The organism is Agromyces arachidis (genome assembly GCF_052805135.1).
The window spans coordinates 102,475-121,602 of the sequence record NZ_JBRBDK010000009.1 but is presented as its reverse complement, the minus strand read 5'-3'; the positions used below and the strand labels follow the sequence as shown (position 1 = coordinate 121,602).

Sequence of the window (19,128 nt, the reverse complement as noted above, 5' to 3'; positions counted from 1 at the left end):
TGGCATTGAACATAGTGCACGCTGTTGAGTTCTCAAGGAACGGACGCACCCGGGTTGCAGCCTCGCGGCCTGCCCCCAGGGCAACCTCTCTACTGTACCACCCCGCGCTGATCCGAACCTGCCGGCGACCTGGCGGTCGCGGTGGTTCCACATCAGAGACCGCACACACGTGGTGTGCGATGCACTTGGGAGTGGAGTAGTCATCTTAGGCTTGAAGCAACCGAGTCGCAATATGCGCCTTCGAGGCTGTTTGGCTAAGACTGTCGTCTTCGCGGCCGGTAGCTCTTCCGCTTCCCGCTCCGCCGTGGCGACAAGAAAGAATCTACGGGCTGGCGGGGGCGTCGGCAAATCGGGCTCGCATCCCGGGCGTGTCGCGCCTCGTCGGCGTGCCGATCGGGGACCCGCGGCATCCGCTGGACCCCCGATCGGAGGGTGAATCGGTCAGCCGAAGTGGTCGGGATCCGGCCCGACCCGGCCCGCGCGCTCCAGCGCCGTGATGCGCCGCATCTCGGCGTCGGAGAGTTCGAAGTCGAAGACGTCGATGTTCTCCGCCATCCGCTCCCGACGGTTCGACTTCGGGAAGAGGATCGTGCCGCGCTGGAGGTGCCAGCGGATCACGACCTGCGCGGGCGACTTGCCGTGTGCGGACGCGGCCGCCGTCACCTCGTCCGCCTCGAGGAGTGGGTACTTGCCCTGCCCCAGCGGACCCCACGACTCGATGGCGATGCCGTGCTCGGCGGCGAACGCGGCCGTCTCGGGCTGCTGGTGCGCGGGGTGGAGCTCGATCTGGTCGATCGCCGGCACCACGCCGGTCTCATCGATCAGTCGCCGGAGGTGCGGCGCGAGGAAGTTGGAGACGCCGATCGATCGCGCGCGGCCGGTCTCGCGGATCTGCTCGAGCGCCCGCCAGCTCTCCACGTACCGATCCTTCGAGGGCACCGGCCAGTGGATCAGGTACAGGTCGACGTACCCGAGCCCCAGCCGCTCGAGGCTCGCGTCGAACGCATCGAGCGCCGACTGCGTGCCCTGGTCCGAGTTCCACAGCTTCGTCGTGATGTAGAGCTCCTCGCGAGGGATCCCGGAGGCGGCGAGGGCCCGGCCGACGCCCTCCTCGTTGTCGTAGATGCGCGCGGTGTCGATGTGGCGGTACCCCACCTCCAGCGCGTCGCTCACGATGCGCTCGGTCTCGGGCGGGTCGACGAGGAATACGCCGAAGCCGAGCTGGGGGATCTCCCGGCCGTCGTTCAACCGGATCCCGGGCACTGAGGTCGATGTCTGCGTCATGTCGTCATGCAACACCGCGCGGCTGCGAGTTCCATCCCGTGTTCGCCCGCGGCGAAGCGGCGCGCGCGTACTCCGCTTCCGTCCGGGGCCGCGGCGCGCGGCGCCCCGTACGATGGAGGGCTGATGTCCGAGCGCGCCCACCCCCCGATCCCCGCGATCACCTACCCGGCCGAGCTGCCGGTGAGCGGTCGACGCGACGACATCGCCGGCGCCATCCGCGACCACCAGGTCGTCATCGTCGCGGGCGCCACGGGGTCGGGCAAGACGACCCAGCTGCCGAAGATCTGCCTCGAGCTGGGTCGCGGGTCGATCGCCCACACGCAGCCGCGGCGGCTGGCGGCGCGCACCATCGCCGAGCGCGTGGCCGAGGAGCTCGGCACGGAACTGGGCGACCTGGTCGGATACCAGGTGCGGTTCACGGACCGGGCGAGCGAGGCCACGCGCATCAAGGTGATGACCGACGGCATCCTCCTGAACGAGATCCACCGCGACCGCGAGCTCCGACGCTACGACACGATCATCATCGACGAGGCGCACGAGCGCAGCCTCAACATCGACTTCCTGCTCGGCTACCTCAAGCGCCTGCTCCCCCGACGCCCCGACCTGCGCGTGATCATCACGAGCGCGACGATCGACCCGGAGAGCTTCGCGCGCCAGTTCGCCGACGCCGCGGGCGAGCCCGCACCGATCATCGAGGTGTCCGGCCGCACCTACCCGGTCGAGGTCAGGTACCGGCCGCTGGTGTCGGAGTCCGCGGGGTCCGGCGACGAGGTCGACGACGACGGCGCCGCCGCGGAGGACCGCGACGTCCAGCAGGGCATCCTCGACGCGCTGGACGAGCTCGAGCGCGAGTCGTCGGGCGACGTCCTGGTGTTCCTGTCCGGCGAGAGCGAGATCCGCGACGCCGAGGCCGCCGTCCGGGCCCACTACTCGACGGGTCCGGGCGCGCGACGGGGCGGCGAGACCGAGGTGCTCCCGCTCTACGGCCGGTTGTCGTCGGCCGACCAGCACCGGGTCTTCGAGCCCTCGAAGGTCGCCGGGCTCCGGCGGCGCATCATCCTCGCGACGAACGTCGCCGAGACGAGCCTCACCGTGCCCGGCATCCGCTACGTCGTGGACGCCGGCACGGCGCGCATCAGCCGGTACTCCGCGCACTCCAAGGTGCAGCGGCTTCCCATCGAGGCGATCTCGCAGGCGTCCGCGAACCAGCGGTCGGGTCGCTCGGGCCGGACGAGCGACGGCATCGCCATCCGGCTGTACTCCGAGGAGGACTTCGGCCGGCGGCCCGAGTACACCGACCCGGAGATCCTGCGCACCAACCTCGCCGCGGTCATCCTCCAGATGGCCTCGCTCGGACTCGGGGCCGTCGAGGACTTCCCGTTCCTGACCCCGCCCGATCCGCGCGGGATCCGCGACGGCGTCGAACTGCTGCGCGAGCTCGGCGCGATCGACGACGCGGATGCCGCGGACGGCCCCCGGCTCACCCGCACCGGGCGGCAGCTCGCCCGCCTGCCCATCGAGCCCCGGTTCGCTCGCATGGTGCTCGAGTCGAAGGCGCAGGGCGTGAGCCGCGAGGTGCTCGCCATCGTCGCGGGCCTGACCATCCAGGATCCGCGCGAACGACCGCTCGAGCGACGCGAGCAGGCCGACGCGATGCACGCGCGGTTCGTCGATCCGACGAGCGACTTCCTCACGCTGCTGAACCTCTGGAACCACCTCGAGCAGCAGCAGCGCGAGCTCTCGGGCAGCGCGTTCCGCCGGATGTGCCGGAACGAGTTCCTCAACTACCTCCGCGTGCGCGAATGGCAGGACCTGTTCCGGCAGCTCGTCCGGCTGGCCAAGCCCCTGGGGCTGCACGTCGCGAAGGAGGCGGGCGCGCCGAACCCCGACGGCATCCACCGTTCGCTGCTCGCCGGGCTCCTGTCGCACATCGGCATCCGCGACGACAGCCGGACCTCCAGCGGCCGCGGCGGCGCGGGGGGCCAGCGCGAGGCCGAGCGCCGGGGGCGCCGCCAGCAGGCCGAGTTCGCGGGCGCCCGCAACGCGCGGTTCGTGGTCTTCCCGGGGTCGGCGCTCGCGAAGAAGCCGCCGGCCGCGATCATGGCCGCCGAGCTGGTCGAGACGAGCCGGCTCTTCGCCCGCACGGTCGCGGCGATCGATCCCGCGTGGGCCGAGCAGCTCGCCGGCCCCCTCGTCAAGCGCACCTGGTCGGAACCGCGCTGGGAGCGACGCCAGGGCTCGGCCGTCGCCGACGAGAAGGCGACCCTGTTCGGCGTGGTCATCGTGCCGAAGCGGCGGGTCCAGCTCGCGCGCATCGACGCCACCCTGGCGCGCGAGCTGTTCATCAGGAACGCGCTCGTCGACGAGGACTGGGACTGGAACCGGCTCGACCGGCGGGTGTTCGGATTCATCCGGCGCAACCGCGAACTGCGCCGGGAGCTCGGCGAGCTCGAGGAGCGCACTCGCCGTCGCGACGTCCTGGCGGGCGACGAGGCCGTGGTCGTCTTCTACGAGCGGCGGATCCCCGACGAGGCGACCGACGCGCGCGCCTTCGAGCGCTGGTGGCGGGCCGAGCATCGACGCTCCCCCGACCTGCTGACGATGACCCGGGCCGACCTGGTCGGCGACGACGACGTCTCGACGGACGGCGGCTTCCCCGACCGCTGGCGCCAGGGCGACCAGGCGCTGACCCTCCGCTACCGCTTCGAGCCCGGCGCCGACGACGACGGCGTGAGCGTGGTGGTTCCGCTGGTGCTGCTGCCCCGCCTCGACGCGGCGGGCTTCGACTGGCAGGTGCCGGGGCTGCGCGACGAGCTGATCACCGCCATGCTGCGCACGCTCCCCAAGGTGCTCCGCCGGCAGGTGGTGCCCGCGGCGGAGTGGGCGGCCAAGATCGCCGCCGAGCTGCCCGACGGACCGGAGGCGGGTCAAGCGCGCCCGCCGTTCGCCGAGCAGGTGGCCGCGGTGGTCAAGCGCCTCACGTACGCCCCGGTGACCGCGGAGGACTTCGACCTCGAGCGGCTCCCGCCGCACCTGCGCGTCACGTTCCGCGCCGTCGACGAGCGCGGGCGCGGCGTCGGCGACGACAAGGACCTCGCCGCGCTCCAGGCCCGGCTCGCCGACCGCGCCGGCCGGGCCGTCGCGTCGACGTTCGCCGGCGGGCCCGGGGGCGCTCGGGACGGTCGAGCGGATGCCGGGGATCGGCCCGCAGCCGGCCGGGATCTTTCGGGCGCGCGGCCCGGGCGTGGCCCCGCACGTCCCGCCTCGCCGGCATTCGCCGAGCGGTCCGGCCTGACGGCCTGGGAGTGGGACGCGCTCCCCGACCACGTGGACACCCGCCAGGCGGGCAACACCGTTCGCGCCTACCCGGCGCTGGTCGACGAGGGCACCGGGGTGGCGCTGCGGCTCGTGCCGACGGCGGAGGAGCGCGACCGCGCCTCGCGCCGCGGCATCCGTCGCCTGCTCGTCCTCGCGACGCCGACCCCGGTCGCCTACGTGCAGGAGCACCTCTCCAACCCCGAGAAGCTCGCCCTCGCGTCCAGCGCGTACGCCGGGCCCCGGGCGCTGCTCGACGACTGCCTGGCCGCTGTCGTCGACGCCGAACTGCGCGCGCGGCACGCTGACGGGCTCGTGCGGACGCGGGCGGAGTTCGAGGCGGTCCGCGACGCCGTCTCGGCCCACGTGGTGGAGCGCATGTTCGACACGGTCTCGCTCGTCTCGCGGATCCTCGTCGCGGCGCGCGAGGCCGACCGGGCGATCACGAAGGCGTCGAGCCTGCAGCTCATGTCGGCGCTCGCCGATGCGCGATCCCAGCTGGAGGCGCTCGTGCCGTCCGGCTTCGTGTCGGCCACGGGCCTCGAGCGGCTCCGGCACCTGCCGCGCTACCTCGAGGCGATCACGGTGCGCGTCCGGCGCATGCAGGAGCATCCCGGCCGCGACCGGCAGCTCCTGACCGAGTTCGAGCAGGCCCGGACGGCCTATGAGAAGGGCGGCGGCACGCTCCCGATCGACCCGGAGGCCGACCCCGGGCTCGTTCGCGTGCGCTGGATGCTCGAGGAGCTGCGCGTCGGGCTGTTCGCCCAGGAGCTGCGGACCGCGGAGACGGTGTCGGTGAAGCGGATCGCGAAGGCGCTCGCGGGGTCCTGACCTCGGCGCCTCGGCGTGCGCGTCGGTAGAGTCTGAGGGTGGCGAGCTACACCGACCTGCTGAGGACCCCGGGCGTCGCTCGCATCATCGCCGCCCAGCTCACGGCTCGGTTCCCGTCGGGCATGCTCTCGCTCGCGTTCCTGCTGCACGTCGAGCGCGAGACGGGCTCGTACGGCGCCGCCGGCCTGGTGCTGGCCGCGACCTCGATCGGCCAGGCCGTCGCCGGCCCGTTGACGAGCCGCCTGATGGGCCGCTTCGGAATGAGGCCGGTGCTCATCCTGACGCTGGCGGTGTGCACGACGGCGGTGATCGCGATCGGCGTGCTCCCGCTCACCGTGCCGATGTACATGCTGGTCGGCCTGGTCTGCGGACTCGCGACGCCGCCCGTGCAGCCCGCGGTGCGCACGATCTACCCGAAGATGGTGAACTCCCGGCAGCTCACCCCCCTCTTCTCGCTCGACGCGTCGGCCCAGGAGATCATCTGGGTCGTCGGGCCCGTGGTCACGGCGTTCGTCTCGACCCAGATCGGCACCGCGTGGGGCATCCTGCTGGCCGCCGCCCTGATGGTGGCCGGCGGCGTGTGGTTCATCGCCTCGCCCGAGCTCGGCCGCGTGCGCATCCCGCGCTCGAAGCGCCGGTTCGGCACGGTGCTCGCCCGGCCGCCCGTGCTGCTCGCGACGGTCGTCGGCTTCCTCCTGATCGGGGCGTGCGCGGCGATCGAGGCGGGCGTGGTTGCCGCGTTCGGCCACGACGGGGCCGAAGCCGGGATCGTGCTGGCGATCTTCTCGATCGGCAGCCTCGCCGGCGGCCTCGGGTTCGGCCACGCGCCGATCAGTCCGTGGTCCACCGCCCGCCGCATGTTCATCGTCTTCGCGGGCACCGCGCTGGCGGCCTTCTCGATGGACTTCTGGTGGCTCGCCGTCACCCTGTTCATCGCGGGCATCGGCATCGCGCCCGCCCTCGCGGTGCTCTTCGCGATCGTGTCGGCGAGCGTCAAGTTCTCCGACACCGCCGAGGCCTACGGCTGGGTGGGAACGGGCCAGCTCATCGGCGCCGCACTCGGATCGGCCCTCGCGGGCTTCCTCATCGACGGCTACGACGCGGTCGGCGCGTTCTGGGCGGCCGGGGCGCTCGCGTTCCTCGGCTTCCTCGTGCCCGCGCTCGCCCGGCGGTGGCACCCCGACCTGCGCGGTCGCGACGCGTCCCCGATCCCCGATACCGAACCGGTGGCCATCACGCCCAGCTGACCTCCGATCGATCCGAACGAAAGGCGCACGGATGCCGCACCAGCCCCTCGCTCCCATGATCCCGCTCGCGGACGGCCGTGCGATCCCGCAGGTCGGCTACGGCATGTACAAGGTGCCGGCAGCGGATGCCACCCGGCTCGCGCTCGACGCCATCGAGCTCGGCTACCGGCACCTCGACACCGCCGCGCTCTACGGCAACGAGGCCGAGGCGGGAGCCGCCGCACGCGAGTGCGGGCTGCCCCGCGACGAGCTCTTCGTGACGAGCAAGGTCTGGAACGACGACCACGGCTACGACGAGACCCTGCGCGCCTTCGACACGTCGATGGCGAGCTTCGGGCTGGACCGCCTCGACCTGTACCTCATCCACTGGCCGGTGCCGTCGCGGGACCGCTACGTGGACACCTGGCGCGCGCTGATCCGCCTCCGGGACGAGGGCCGCGTGTCGTCGATCGGCGTCTCGAACTTCCACGCGCACCACCTCGATCGGCTCATCGACGAGACCGGAGTCGTTCCGGTCGTGAACCAGGTGGAGCTGCACCCGTGGCTGCCGCAGCGCGAGCTGCGTGCGGCGCACGACCGTCTCGGCATCCGCACCGAGGCATGGTCGCCGCTCGCGCGCGGGAGACTGCTCGGCGATCCCGTCCTCGAGCCGATCGCCGCGAAGCACGGCCGGTCGGTCGCTCAGGTCGTGCTGGCCTGGCACGTCGCGCAGGGCACGATCGTGATCCCGAAGGCCTCGAGCCGCGAACGCATCGCCGAGAACCTCGACGTGTTCTCGTTCGACCTCGACGAGGCCGACGTCGCGGCGATCGCGACGCTCGAATCCGGCGAGCGCACCGGACGCGACCCCGACGAGGACTGATCCCCCCGCCGTTCCGAGGCGTCTTCACAGCCGCGCGGATATCGTGGCCCCATGCGGGCGGTGGTGATCGGGAGCGGGTTCGGCGGCCTGGCCGCGGCCGTCCGCCTCGCCGCGGCGGGGCACGAGGTCACGGTGCTCGAGCAGCGCGACCGGATCGGCGGCCGCGCGTACCTCTACGAGCTCGACGGATTCCGCTTCGACGGCGGCCCCACGGTGCTCACCGCCCCGTTCATGTTCGAGGAGCTGTTCGCCCTCGCCGGCGAACGCCTCGAGGACCACGTCGAACTGGTGCCGCTCGACCCGTTCTACCGGGCGTTCGACGCGGACGGGACGCCGTTCGACTTCCACGCCGACGCCGAGCGGATGCGTCGGGAGGTCACGCGGCGCAGCCCCGCGGACGAACCGGGCTACGCCCGGCTCAGCGCCCGCATCAGCCGCATCTTCGATGCGTTCTATCCCTACACGGAGCGGCCGATGATGCACGTGCACGTCATGCTGCGCATGCTCCCCTTCCTGCTGCGCCATCGGGCGGCGCTCGGGGTGCAACGACTCGTCGACGGATGCGTCCGCGACCCGTTCCTGCGGCGCGCGCTCGCGTTCCACCCGCTGCTCATCGGCGGGCATCCGGCGCACACGCCCGCGCTCTACTCGCTCATCGTAGAGTTCGAGCGACGGTGGGGCGTGCACTACGCGGTGGGCGGCACCGCGGCCATCGTCGACGCGCTCGGCTCGCTCCTGGCGCGCCTCGGCGGGCGCATCGAGTGCGGGGTCGCGGTCGATCGGATCCTGGTCGCGTCGGGGCGGGTGACCGGCGTCCGGCTGGCCGACGGATCCGAGCGTCCGGCCGACGTCGTCATCTCCAACGCCGATCCCGGCCACACGATCGACGGGCTGCTCGGGCAGCGGCGGAGCCTCGCGGCGCGGCGCCTTCGCGCGGCCAGGCCCAGCATGTCGCTGCACGTGCTGTACCTCGGCGCCGACCGCACCTGGCCCTCGACCCCGCTCGCGCACCACAACCTGCTGCTCGGCGGCGACGCCCGTCAGGTGCTCGGTCGCGTGTTCGGCCGCACGCGGCGGGCGCGGGCGCGAGCGGGCGAGCCGCTGGGTGCGGACGACCTCTTCCTCTACGTCCACCTGCCCACGCGCACCGACGCCACGGTCGCGCCCGAGGGGTGCGAGGCGATGTACGTGCTCGTCGCGGCGCCGCCGCTCGACGACGACGAGGAGGTGCCCGAGGCCGAGACGCGGCGCATCCGCGACCTCGTGGTCGACACGCTCGACCGGCGATTCCTGCCGGGCCTGGCCTCGCACCTCCGGGTCGAGCATGCGATCGGCCCCGACCACTTCCGCGACGTCCTCAACACCCCGCACGGTGCGGCGTTCTCCCTGCAGCCGACCCTGTTCCAGTCCGGGTGGTTCCGCCCGCACAACCGTTCGCCGCGCGTGGCCGGACTGTACCTCGTCGGGGCGGGCACGCACCCCGGCGCCGGCGTGCCCGCCGTGCTCGCGTCGGGGAAGATCGCCGCCGACCTGATCGAGCGCCGGTGGAAGTCCGAAGCCCCCCGGAGGGCCGTGACTCCGGCGCCGACGGCCGTGAGGACCCGATGACGGCCGGCCACGCGGTGCACGGCTTCGGCGAGAGCCCCGAGGTCGCCCTCGACGACGTCCCCGTCGACGGCCGGATGCCGGACTGGCTCACGGGCTCGCTGCTCCGCAACGGCCCCGGGACGTTCCGGGTCGGCGCCCAGCGCTACCGGCACTGGTTCGACGGCCTCGCGATGCTGCACCGCTTCACCATCGACCGGGGGCGCGTGTCGTACGCGAACCGCTTCCTCGAGACCGAGTCGTACCGGGCGGCGCGCGACGAGGGCCGGATCGCCTATCCCGAGTTCGCCACCGATCCGTGCCGGTCGCTGTTCGCACGCGCGATGGCGGTGTTCGACCCGAAGGTCACCGACAGCGCGAAGGTGAACATCGCCCGCATCGCCGAGCACTTCCTCGCGCTCGCCGAGACCCCCATCCAGGTCGAGTTCGACCCCCAGACCCTCCGGACCGTGGGCGTCGCCGGGTGGGACCGCTCGGACTTCGGGAGGATGACGACGGTCCATCCGCACCTCGACGAGGCGCGGCACGAGGCGACCAACCTCGTCACGCGATACGGCGCCCTGAGCACGTACGTCTTCCGCCGCGTCGACACCCGCGAGCCCTCGCTCCTGCGGGGCGACACCGTCGCGACGCGCGCGGTCCGCGAGCCGTCGTACATCCATTCCTTCGGGATGTCGGAGCGGTACCTGGTGCTGGTCGAGTTCCCGCTCGTGGTCAATCCGATCTCGCTCCTGCTCTGGCTGCGCCCGTACATCGAGAACTTCCGGTGGAAGCCCGAGCGCGGGACGTGCATCCACGTGTTCGACCGCGCGAGCGGCGCGCACGTCCGGTCGGCCATCGCCGACCCGTTCTTCGCCTTCCACCACGTCAATGCCTACGACGAGGACGGGTCCGTCGTGGTCGACCTCGTGGCCTACGACGACGCATCGGTCATCGAGGCGTTCTACCTGCATCGCCTCTCCGAACCGGACGTGCGGATCCCCCCCGGCACGCTCCGGCGGCTGCGGGTCCCGCTGCACGGATCCGACGAGCGGCTGCGGGCGAACGCCCTCTCGACCACCGCGATCGAACTGCCGGGCATCGACTACGCCCGGCTCAACACGAGTCCGAACCTCCGGTACGTGTACGGCGTGGGGCTGCAGGGCGAGCAGGGGTTCTACGACCAGCTCGTCAAGATCGACGTCGCCACCGGAACCACCGCGACCTGGCACGAACCGGACTGCTTCCCTGGGGAGGGCGTCTTCGTGGGTCGCCCCGGACGCGAGGCCGAGGACGACGGCGTGGTCCTGTCCGTCGTCCTCGACGCCGCACAGGGCACCTCGTTCCTGCTGGTGCTCGACGCCGCGTCCTTCACCGAGGTCGCGCGGGCGCGACTGCCCCACCCGGTGCTGCTCGGCTACCACGGGCAGTTCTACGACGACCTGCGGACGGGCGAGACCGGATCGTGACCCGACTCGCAGCGCGAGTCCAGACGGAGGGTCGCGACGCGGGAGTACCGTGACCGCATGACCCGCCGACGCGTCCTCCTCGTCTCCGCCGTCGCACTGGCCGTGCTGCTGACGAGCGGGTGCAGCGCAGGCGGATTCGGCGGCGGCGAGGACTCCGGCGGGGTGGCGCAGCCGGATATCGGCGTCGAGGCGCCGACCGGGGACGAGGGGGTGGCCCCGCGCGACGACGCCCAGTTCGGCGAGGACCGCCTCGTGGACGCGCCCGAGGAGCGCAGCGTGATCACCACCGGACGGCTCGCGCTGACCGTCGACGACCCGGTCGACTCGGCGACCGACGCGGTCGGGATCGTCGCGGCGGCCGGCGGCCGCGTCGACAGCCGGAGCGAGACGCCGGGCACCGACCTCCAGCCGGCGCGGGCGACCCTGGTGGTGCGGATTCCCGCGGACGACTTCGAGGAGGTGCTCGCCGACCTCCGTGCGCTCGGCGCCGTGACCTCCGTCCAGGTCGACGCCACCGACGTGACGCAGGAGCGCCAGGACCTCGACGCGCGGATCGAGGCCCTGCAGACGTCGGTCGATCGCCTGCTCGCGCTGCTCGCCGATGCCGACGACACCGCGGACCTGATCGCGATCGAGTCCGAGCTCACCGCCCGGCAGGCCGAGCTCGACGGCCTCAGGGCGCAACGCGACTGGCTCGCCGACCAGGTCGACTACTCCACGCTCACCGTCGAGCTCCTGACCGAGGGCGTCGCGCCCGAAGCCGGGCCCGACGACTTCTGGAGCGGCGCGGCCGCCGGATGGGAGGCGCTCGTCGCCTTCGCCTCGGGCCTGCTCGTGGTCGCGGGCGTCCTGCTGCCGTGGCTCGCCGTGCTGGTCGTCATCGGCGCGATCGTCACCGGCGTGGTCCTCCTGGCGGTGCGCGCGACGCGACGCGGCCGCGCGCAGGTCCCGCCGGGGACCCCGGGGCCCGACGACCGCGCGTAGGCTGGCGCCGTGCCGACGCCCGCGACGAATCCGACGACCCCGACGCCCGACGACCTCCTCGACGACGCGCTCCTCGCGCGGTTCCGCGAGCGCGCCGCCCGATACGACCGCGACAACGCCTTCTTCGCCGAGGACCTGGCCGAGCTTCGCGAGGCCGGCTACCTCCGGGCCGTGGTCCCCGCCGCGGCCGGCGGCCTGGGGTGGGGACTGTCCGACCTGGTCCGTGCCCAGATGCGACTGGCCGCGGCGGCTCCGGCCACCGCGCTCGGGGTGAACATGCACCTCGTGTGGACGAGCGTCGCCCGCCTGCTGCACGATCGCGGCGACGATGCGCTGGAGTTCCTCCTGCACGAGGCGTCGGCCGGCGAGGTCTTCGCCTTCGGGATCTCCGAGGCCGGCAACGACCTCATGCTGTTCGGGTCCGACACGGTCGCCGACCCGCAGTCCGACGGCAGTGTGCGGTACACCGGGCGCAAGATCTTCACGTCGCTCTCCCCCGCATGGACCCGCCTCGGCGTGCACGGGCTCGACACCCGCTCCGACGACGCGCCGAAGCTCGTCTACGGCTTCATCGACCGCGAGGACCCCGACGTGCGGACGCTCGACGACTGGGACACGATCGGCATGCGCGCGACGCAGAGTCGGACGACCGTCCTCGACGGCGCCGTCGCCGCCTCCGACCGGATCGTCCGCCGGCTCGACCCGGGACCGTCCGACGACGCGTTCGTGCGGGCGATCTTCGCCTGCTTCGAACTGCTCATCTCCTCGGTCTACGCGGGCCTGGCCACGCGCGCGCTCGACCTCGCGGTCGCCTCGGCGACGGAGCGCGTGTCGCGGAGGACCGGGGCGCCGCGCTCGGAGGACCCCGGAGTGCGACGCCGCATCGGCGAGGCCGCATCGCTCCTCGACGCGCTCGAGCCCCAGCTGCTGGCGCTGGCGCGCGACCTCGACGAGGGAGTGGACCACGGCGCGATGCGGTTCGCGAAGCCGTCGGGGCTGAAGATGCGCGCCGTGGGCACGGCGCGCGACGTGGTGGAGCAGGCGGTGCGCGTCGCCGGAGGGCGGACCTTCTTCGCCGGCGACGAACTCGGACGGCTCCAGCGCGACGTGCTGGCCGGTGCGTTCCATCCGTCGAGCGACGACGCGGCGCTCGCCGCGTTCGCGACCGCGCGACTCGGACCGCCACGGGACTGAAGCCCCGTGCCGCGCAGGGCTCCCGGTCGATAGACTGGCGCCCGCGGCACCGGCCGCCCACTCCAGAGGAGGTTCCGTGAGCGCGTTCCCCTTCATCATCGCGATGGCGATCTTCGGGTTCGGCATGTGGCTGACCAGCGTCGCCGTCGAGGTCCCCGGCTTCGAGGCCCTCGTCTTCTTCGGCGGCATCGTCGCCGTGGCCGTCGCCGTGGCGGTGCCCATCCAGCTCCTCGGCCACCGCGAGAGCGGGGTCTGATGGCGCTGCCCGACGAGGACACCGTCGTCACCTTCCCCGTCGGGGATCTCACCGCCACCGCGACCGTGCTCCACGTCGCGCCGCACGGCGACCGGCTCGCCGTCGTGACCGACTGCACGAGCATCCACCCGGTCGATCACGCCTGGCCCGACCAGCCCGCCGACCCGGGCGTGCTCCGCGTCGACGGGCGCGAGTTCGTCATCCGCGATGCGGTCGTGGCCGCGACCGACGGCGACGACCTCCACATCGGCGACCTGCCGGTGCGCACCGGCACCGACGGCTGGGCGTTCCTCGTGGCGCACCTCGTCGACGCCGATGCCGAGGTCGCGGAGGGCGACGAGGTCGAGCTCGAAGCGGATGGCGCGGCGCGCTACGCCCTGTCGCTCGGCCACACGGCCTGCCACGCCGCCTCGCTCGCCCTGAACCGCGCACTCGCCGAACGATGGACGAAGTCCGCCCGGGAGGACGCGCTCGGCGCACCCGACTTCGACGGGATCGCGATCGCGACGTCGCGCATCGGGCCCGGCGGTTCGACCGACCGGTACCGCCTGAACAAGTCGCTGCGACGCGCGGGCTTCGATGCGACCGGGCTGCCCGACGCGCTCGACGAGCTCGCGGCATCCGTCGATGCCACGCTGGCCGAATGGGTCGGCGCCGACGCGAAGGTGCGCATCGAGCGCGTCGGGGATCGCCTGACCGATCGACGGACCTGGGTCTGCGAGCTCCCCGGCGCATCGGCGCGGATCCCGTGCGGCGGCACCCACGCCGACTCGCTCGGCGAGCTCGGCGGCGTCCACGTCGCGTTCGCGATGGAGGACGACGGGGGCACTCCCGTCCTCGTGATGACCACCCGGACCGACGCCGGCGCCGGTCCCTCCTGACCGCGCGCGTCGAAGCTGGGCGTTCCTCAGCCGCGACACCTCGCTGCGGGGTTAGCATGTCGGGCGTGGGAATTCGCATCGAGAAGGTCGACCTGCCCGGGATCGGCTTCCGCCACGACCTCGTGACCGAGGGCGGGCGGCGCATCAGCGTGGTGTCGCACCGGGACGGCGAACGCGATCTCGGCGTCTTCGACGAGGACGACCCCGACGCCTGCCGCGACTCCATCCCCCTGAACGACGACGAGGCGGCCGCGCTGGCCGACGTGCTCGGTGCGTCGGTCATGATGTCGCGGCTCACCAGCCTCTCGGACGAGACGGCCGGACTGTTCACCGAGCAGATCGCGCTGCCCACCGACTCCCCTTACCTGAACCACCCGCTCGGCGACACCAGGGCGCGGACCCGGACCCATTCCTCGATCGTCGCGATCGTCCGGGACGGGCAGCTCATCCCCTCGCCCACCCCGTCCGACGTGCTGCGGGCCGGCGACGTGATCGTCGCGGTCGGCACTCGGAAGGGACTCGACGCGGTCGCCCGCCTGCTCGCACACGGCCCCGACTGACGCGGGGCACGGGATGCACGAGACCACGCTGCTCCTCATCGAAGTCGGCGCGCTGCTCCTCGGCATGAGCCTCCTCGGCCGCCTCGCCATCCGCATCGGCGTCTCGCCCATCCCGTTCTACCTGCTCCTCGGCCTCGCCTTCGGCAACGGCGGCCTCCTGCCGTTCGAGGCGAGCGAGGAGTTCTTCGCCACGGGCTCGGAGATCGGCGTCATCCTCCTGCTCGCCCTGCTCGGCCTCGAGTACACGGCGCAGGAACTGGTGACGGGGCTGCGCTCGTCGCGCACGGCGGGCCTGCTCGATGCGGTCCTCAACGCGCTGCCCGGCGCGGCGCTGGCGCTGCTGCTCGGGTGGGGTCCGGTCGCGGCGGTCGCGCTCGCCGGCGTCACTTGGATCTCCTCGTCGGGGGTCATCGCGAAGCTCCTCCGCGACCTGGGTCGCCTGTCGAACCGCGAGACGCCGTCGGTGCTCGCGGTCCTCGTGCTCGAGGACCTGGCGATGGCCTTCTACCTGCCCGTGCTGTCGGCGCTCGTGATCGGGGTCAGCCTCGCGCAGGGCGCGATCGCGGTCGCGGTCGCGGTCGCGGTGGTCGTCGTCATCCTGTTCGTCGCGCTGCGTCACGGGCACGTCGTCTCGAGGCTGTTCCCGGCCGAGCACGCCGAGCCGCTGCTGCTCGGCGTGCTGGGACTGGTGATGCTCGTGGCGGGCCTGGCGCAGGAGGTGAACGTCTCGGCCGCCGTCGGGGCGTTCCTCGTGGGGATCGCCCTCTCGGGACGCGTCGCCGCCAATGCCAGCGCGGTGCTGACGCCCCTGCGCGACCTGTTCGCGGCGATCTTCTTCGTCTTCTTCGGGCTCACCACGGACTCGTCGGCGATCGTCGCCATGATCCCGGCCGCGCTCGCCCTCGCCGTCGTGACCGTGCTCACCAAGCTGGTCTCCGGCGCGTACGCCGCTCGGCGGGCCGGGGTCGGCACCCTCGGCCAGTGGCGCGCCGGCCTCGTGCTCGCCCCCCGGGGCGAGTTCTCGATCGTGATCGCCGGCCTCGCGGTCGGCGCGGGCGTCGAGCCGGCGCTCGCCCCGCTCGCCACGGCGTACGTGCTCATCACGATCGTCGGCGGCACGCTGCTCGCGAGGCTTCCGGATGCCGCGTGGTTCCGGACCGCCGTCCGCCGCCGCAGCGCCCGACGGTCCGCGGCGGCCGCCGGCCGGCCGTGAGCGCAGCCGGTCAGCCGGCGTCGCCGTCGCCCGGGACGCTCGCCGCCTCCGCCGTCTCCGCGTCGGCGTCGGCCGCGGCGAGCAGCTCCCGCACGCGCGGCACCACCTGCGTGGCGTAGAGCTCGATGCTGCGCATCATCACCTCGTGCGGGAGCGTGCCGTTGGAGTACTTGAGGTCGAACCGGTCGACGCCGAGCGCACGGATCGCCGCGGCGATCTTCTGCGCGACGGTCTCGGGCGAGCCGGCGTAGAGCGCGCCGTGGACGCTCGCCTCGCCCTCGAAGTGGTCGCGGGTCACGGCACCCCAGCCGCGCTCGCGGCCGATGCGGTTCATGATGACCTCGTAGTGCGGCCAGAGGACGTCGAGTGCCTCGTCGTCGGTCTCGGCGACGAGGCCCGGCGAGTGCACCGCGATGGGCTGGGGCTCGTGGCCGAACTGCGAGAGCGCCTTGCGATAGAGGTCGGCGAGCGGCGCGAAGCGGGCCGGGCTGCCGCCGATGATGGCGAGCACGAGGGGCAGGCCGTAGTGGGCGGCGCGCACGACCGACTCGGGGCTGCCGCCGACGCCGACCCAGGTCTTCAGTCGTCCGTGCTCGACCTTCGGGAAGACGAGCTGGTCGGTCAGCGGCGCGCGCAGCTTGCCCTCCCAGGTGACGGGCTCCTGCGGGAGCAGGGCCGAGAAGAGATTGAGCTTCTCCTCGAAGAGGTCCTGGTACTGGCTCAGCTCGTAGCCGAACAGGGGGAACGACTCGATGAAGGATCCGCGGCCGAGGATCACCTCGGCGCGCCCGTTCGACAACCCGTCGAGCGTCGCGAACCGCTGGTGCACCCGGACCGGGTCGTCGGAGCTCAGCACGGTCACGGCGGAGCCGAGGTGGATGCGCTCCGTCCGGCTCGCGATCGCGGCGAGCACGACCTCGGGCGCGGAGATCGCGAACTCGTGGCGGTGGTGCTCGCCCACGCCGAAGAAGTCGAGCCCCAGGCGGTCGGCGAGCGCGGCCTCCTCGACGACGTTCCGGAGGACCTGGGCCTGGCTCAGCAGTTCGCCGTCGGGGCCGACGGTCACGTCGCCGAACGTGTCGAGTCCGAATTGGTGGTGGCGCGTCATCCGCTGCTCCCTCGTCCGAGATGATGCATGTGCATGCATCGCTGTGGAACCCCGTCGGGACCGAGACTATTCCGCCCGCCCGAGCCGCGGGGAATGCCGGAGGTCCCGCGAGCGTTCCCAACCCACGAGGCGGCGCGCCCGGCCCGCCGTCGCCGCGATCGACCAGGAGGACACCACGTGACGGATCACCGACCCGCGATCGGCATCTTCGGTGCCGGGAAGGTCGGCACCGCGCTGGCGCGCCTGCTCGTGTCCGCCGGGTACGACGTCGCCCTCACCGGGTCGCCGCGGCAGACCGCTCTCGAGCTGCTCGTCTCGGTCGTGGCTCCCGGGGCCCGCGTGGCCGACGCCGCCCGGCTCGTCGAGGAGGCCGACCTGATCATCGTCGCCGTCCCGTTCGGCAAGGCGCGCACGGTGCCGTGGGACTCCTTCGACGGCAAGGTGGTCGTCGACGCCACGAACTACTGGCCGCCCATCGACGGCAACATCCGCTCCGTGGACGACGACCCGCGGAGCACGAGCGAGATCCACGCGGGGCTGAACCCGCGGGCGCGGCTCGTGAAGTCGCTGAACCACCTCGGGTACCACGAGATGGAGGACGACGCGCTGCCGGCCGGCGCCCCGATGCGCCGCGCGCTGGCGGTCGTCGGAGACGACGAGGAGGCCCGCGCGACCGTCGCACGCGTCATCGACGACCTCGGGTTCGACGCCGTGGACGGCGGGCCGCTCGCGAACGGCCGGGCGCTGGAGCCCGGTCACGCCGCCTTCGGGCGCGAGCTCTCCGCCCGCGAGCTCGCCGCGCTCATGACCGCGGAGCACGCACCCGTCGGGTAGCCGGCTCCGACCGGCCGTCGACCCCACGGGACTCGCCGGGCAGCGGGGTGCCTTCGGCGCGACGCTGCCGGAGATCGACGAGCCCGACGGACAGGGCGACGAGCAGCAGTCCGCCCGCCGACGCCATGCCGAGCGCGTAGGCGCGGTGGAACACGTCGACGCCCGACTCGGCGACCGGGGCGAGGTACACGGTCGAGAAGAACAGCGACAGCGCGACGGCCGTGCCGATCGCCGTGCCGATGCGCTGGCCGAGCTGGCCGACCGACCCGGCCAGCCCGCCCTGCGCCACCGGCACCTCGGCGAGCGCGAGCACCTGGTTGGGGGCGATCACGAAGCCTCCGCCCGCACCGGCGACGAGCATGACGCCGGCCATGAGCCACGGGGTGAGCGAGGGCGGCGTCACGACCGCGACCAGGACCAGCAGGCCGAACCCCGCGAGCAGCAGCACGAGGCCGCCGACGACGAGCGGGCGCCCGATCCGGTTGACCAGCCGACCTCCCAGCCACGAGGTCACCGCGCTCGACAGGGCGAAGCCGATCGTGACCATGCCCGCGAACACCGGCTCCAGGCCCAGTCCCTGCTGCAGGAACAGGTTCGTCAGCAGGAACGTCGACGGCATCGCACCGAAGTACGCGACCGCGAGCAGCGTGCCGTTGCGGTACGAGCCGAGCGAGAACAGGCCCAGCGGCACGAGGGGGGCTCGCCCGGACGCGGCGTACCGGCGCTCCCACCACACGAAGCCCGCGACGGCGACCGCGCAAAGGACCAGGGTCCACCACCGCGCCGGGTCGTCGTCGGGCGATCCCGTCGTGAACAGGAAGGGCCACATCAGCGCGGTCACCGCGATCCCGAACAGCACGACCCCGACCGGATCGAGCGAGATCCGCGACCGCTCCCCCTCCGGCCGGCCGGGCAGCAGCCGCGCGGCGAACGCGATGGCTGCGAGCGCCAGGGGCACGTTCATCCAGAAGATGCCGCGCCATCCGTCGACCGGGCCGCCGATCGCGATCGCGAGGCCGCCGAGCGTCGGGCCGAACGCGGTCGAGATGCCGATGGTCGCACCGAACAGGCCGAAGGCGGCGCCCCGCTCGGCACCTTGGAAGAGCTGCTGGACGAGCCCGATCACCTGCGGCATCTGGATCCCCGCGGCGACGCCCTGGAGCAGGCGGCCCACGAGGAGCACGCCGGACGAGGGCGCGAGCGCGCACACCAGGCTGGTCAGCGCGAACAGCGAGAGGCCGACGAGGAACATGGCCTTGCGCGACCCCTGGTCGCCGAGTCGCCCGGCGGGCACGAGCGTGAGGCCGAAGGAGAGCACGAAGCCGGACACGAGCAGCTGCAGCTGGGTGGACGAGGCGCCGAGCGCCTCCTCGATCGACGGGAGCGCGACGTTGACCTTGGTGAGGTCCATGATCGTGATCGCGGCCACGGCGACGCAGACCCAGTAGGCGCGCCACCGCTTGTCGTTCCCCGTCCTCGCGGGGCCGGCGGGCTGCGGCATCCGCT

Annotated in this window: 15 protein-coding genes; 12 read left to right on the top strand and 3 right to left on the bottom strand. The window is 72.9% G+C overall.

Annotated elements, in window-relative coordinates; translation table 11 throughout:
- Positions 1 to 441 precede the first annotated feature (441 nt).
- A complete protein-coding gene (locus ACUY4T_RS12640; protein ID WP_446019314.1) occupies positions 442 to 1,284 on the bottom strand; it encodes an aldo/keto reductase in 843 nt (280 codons plus the stop codon).
- A gap of 123 nt (positions 1,285 to 1,407) precedes the next feature.
- Here ACUY4T_RS12640 and hrpA point away from each other — a divergent pair, with 123 nt between their 5' ends.
- From hrpA to ACUY4T_RS12585, 11 genes are all read left to right on the top strand, one after another.
- Entirely contained in the window at positions 1,408 to 5,430 is a 4,023-nt protein-coding gene (gene hrpA, locus ACUY4T_RS12635; protein ID WP_446019313.1) for an ATP-dependent RNA helicase HrpA, read from the top strand.
- Positions 5,431 to 5,468: 38 nt separating this feature from the next.
- Complete coding sequence (locus tag ACUY4T_RS12630) at positions 5,469 to 6,677, top strand: MFS transporter (RefSeq protein WP_446019312.1); 1,209 nt, start codon at positions 5,469 to 5,471, stop codon at positions 6,675 to 6,677.
- A 31-nt stretch (positions 6,678 to 6,708) separates the two neighbouring features.
- Positions 6,709 to 7,539, top strand: a complete 831-nt coding sequence (locus tag ACUY4T_RS12625) for an aldo/keto reductase (RefSeq protein WP_446019311.1) — start codon at positions 6,709 to 6,711, stop codon at positions 7,537 to 7,539.
- Between the two features lie 51 nt (positions 7,540 to 7,590).
- The gene (gene crtI, locus ACUY4T_RS12620) at positions 7,591 to 9,147 is read left to right on the top strand and encodes a phytoene desaturase family protein (RefSeq protein ID WP_446019310.1); all 1,557 of its coding nucleotides are present in this window, start codon (positions 7,591 to 7,593) and stop codon (positions 9,145 to 9,147) included.
- Positions 9,144 to 10,592 (top strand): carotenoid oxygenase family protein, encoded by a 1,449-nt coding sequence (locus ACUY4T_RS12615; RefSeq protein WP_446019309.1) that lies wholly within the window; start codon positions 9,144 to 9,146, stop codon positions 10,590 to 10,592. The genes crtI and ACUY4T_RS12615 overlap by 4 nt, the downstream gene beginning before the upstream one ends.
- Before the next feature lie 57 nt (positions 10,593 to 10,649).
- The gene (locus tag ACUY4T_RS12610; RefSeq protein ID WP_446019308.1) at positions 10,650 to 11,576 is read left to right on the top strand and encodes a DUF4349 domain-containing protein; all 927 of its coding nucleotides are present in this window, start codon (positions 10,650 to 10,652) and stop codon (positions 11,574 to 11,576) included.
- Positions 11,577 to 11,585: 9 nt separating this feature from the next.
- Positions 11,586 to 12,770, top strand: coding sequence for an acyl-CoA dehydrogenase family protein (locus ACUY4T_RS12605; RefSeq protein WP_446019307.1), 1,185 nt, complete (start codon positions 11,586 to 11,588; stop codon positions 12,768 to 12,770).
- Positions 12,771 to 12,846: 76 nt separating this feature from the next.
- Positions 12,847 to 13,026, top strand: coding sequence for a hypothetical protein (locus tag ACUY4T_RS12600; protein WP_446019306.1), 180 nt, complete (start codon positions 12,847 to 12,849; stop codon positions 13,024 to 13,026).
- Positions 13,026 to 13,907 (top strand): alanyl-tRNA editing protein, encoded by an 882-nt coding sequence (locus ACUY4T_RS12595; RefSeq protein WP_446019305.1) that lies wholly within the window; start codon positions 13,026 to 13,028, stop codon positions 13,905 to 13,907. The genes ACUY4T_RS12600 and ACUY4T_RS12595 overlap by 1 nt, the downstream gene beginning before the upstream one ends.
- A 65-nt stretch (positions 13,908 to 13,972) precedes the next feature.
- Positions 13,973 to 14,467: a cation:proton antiporter regulatory subunit gene (locus ACUY4T_RS12590; protein ID WP_446019304.1), complete on the top strand. Its 495-nt coding sequence runs from the start codon at positions 13,973 to 13,975 to the stop codon at positions 14,465 to 14,467.
- A 13-nt stretch (positions 14,468 to 14,480) separates the two neighbouring features.
- Positions 14,481 to 15,680, top strand: a complete 1,200-nt coding sequence (locus tag ACUY4T_RS12585; protein ID WP_446019303.1) for a cation:proton antiporter — start codon at positions 14,481 to 14,483, stop codon at positions 15,678 to 15,680.
- Positions 15,681 to 15,690: 10 nt separating this feature from the next.
- Here the strand turns inward: ACUY4T_RS12585 and ACUY4T_RS12580 are convergent, their stop codons facing one another.
- The gene (locus ACUY4T_RS12580; protein WP_446019302.1) at positions 15,691 to 16,788 is read right to left on the bottom strand and encodes an LLM class flavin-dependent oxidoreductase; all 1,098 of its coding nucleotides are present in this window, start codon (positions 16,786 to 16,788) and stop codon (positions 15,691 to 15,693) included.
- Positions 16,789 to 16,965: 177 nt separating this feature from the next.
- Here ACUY4T_RS12580 and ACUY4T_RS12575 point away from each other — a divergent pair, with 177 nt between their 5' ends.
- On the top strand, positions 16,966 to 17,622 hold the full coding sequence (locus ACUY4T_RS12575; protein ID WP_446019301.1) for an NADPH-dependent F420 reductase: 657 nt from the start codon (positions 16,966 to 16,968) through the stop codon (positions 17,620 to 17,622).
- Here the strand turns inward: ACUY4T_RS12575 and ACUY4T_RS12570 are convergent.
- On the bottom strand, positions 17,591 to 19,123 hold the full coding sequence (locus tag ACUY4T_RS12570) for an MFS transporter (protein WP_446019300.1): 1,533 nt from the start codon (positions 19,121 to 19,123) through the stop codon (positions 17,591 to 17,593). The two genes, ACUY4T_RS12575 and ACUY4T_RS12570, sit on opposite strands and share 32 nt — an antisense overlap.
- Between the last annotated feature and the right edge of the window lie 5 nt (positions 19,124 to 19,128).

Coding starts and splice junctions, on each gene's coding strand:
- ACUY4T_RS12625 (WP_446019311.1), top strand. CDS start 6,709: ATGCCGCACCAGCCCCTCGCTCCCATGATCCCGCTCGCGGACGGCCGT.
- ACUY4T_RS12610 (WP_446019308.1), top strand. CDS start 10,650: ATGACCCGCCGACGCGTCCTCCTCGTCTCCGCCGTCGCACTGGCCGTG.
- ACUY4T_RS12595 (WP_446019305.1), top strand. CDS start 13,026: ATGGCGCTGCCCGACGAGGACACCGTCGTCACCTTCCCCGTCGGGGAT.
- ACUY4T_RS12585 (WP_446019303.1), top strand. CDS start 14,481: ATGCACGAGACCACGCTGCTCCTCATCGAAGTCGGCGCGCTGCTCCTC.
- ACUY4T_RS12570 (WP_446019300.1), bottom strand. CDS start 19,123: ATGCCGCAGCCCGCCGGCCCCGCGAGGACGGGGAACGACAAGCGGTGG.
- crtI (WP_446019310.1), top strand. CDS start 7,591: ATGCGGGCGGTGGTGATCGGGAGCGGGTTCGGCGGCCTGGCCGCGGCC.
- ACUY4T_RS12615 (WP_446019309.1), top strand. CDS start 9,144: ATGACGGCCGGCCACGCGGTGCACGGCTTCGGCGAGAGCCCCGAGGTC.
- ACUY4T_RS12580 (WP_446019302.1), bottom strand. CDS start 16,788: ATGACGCGCCACCACCAATTCGGACTCGACACGTTCGGCGACGTGACC.
- ACUY4T_RS12640 (WP_446019314.1), bottom strand. CDS start 1,284: ATGACGCAGACATCGACCTCAGTGCCCGGGATCCGGTTGAACGACGGC.
- hrpA (WP_446019313.1), top strand. CDS start 1,408: ATGTCCGAGCGCGCCCACCCCCCGATCCCCGCGATCACCTACCCGGCC.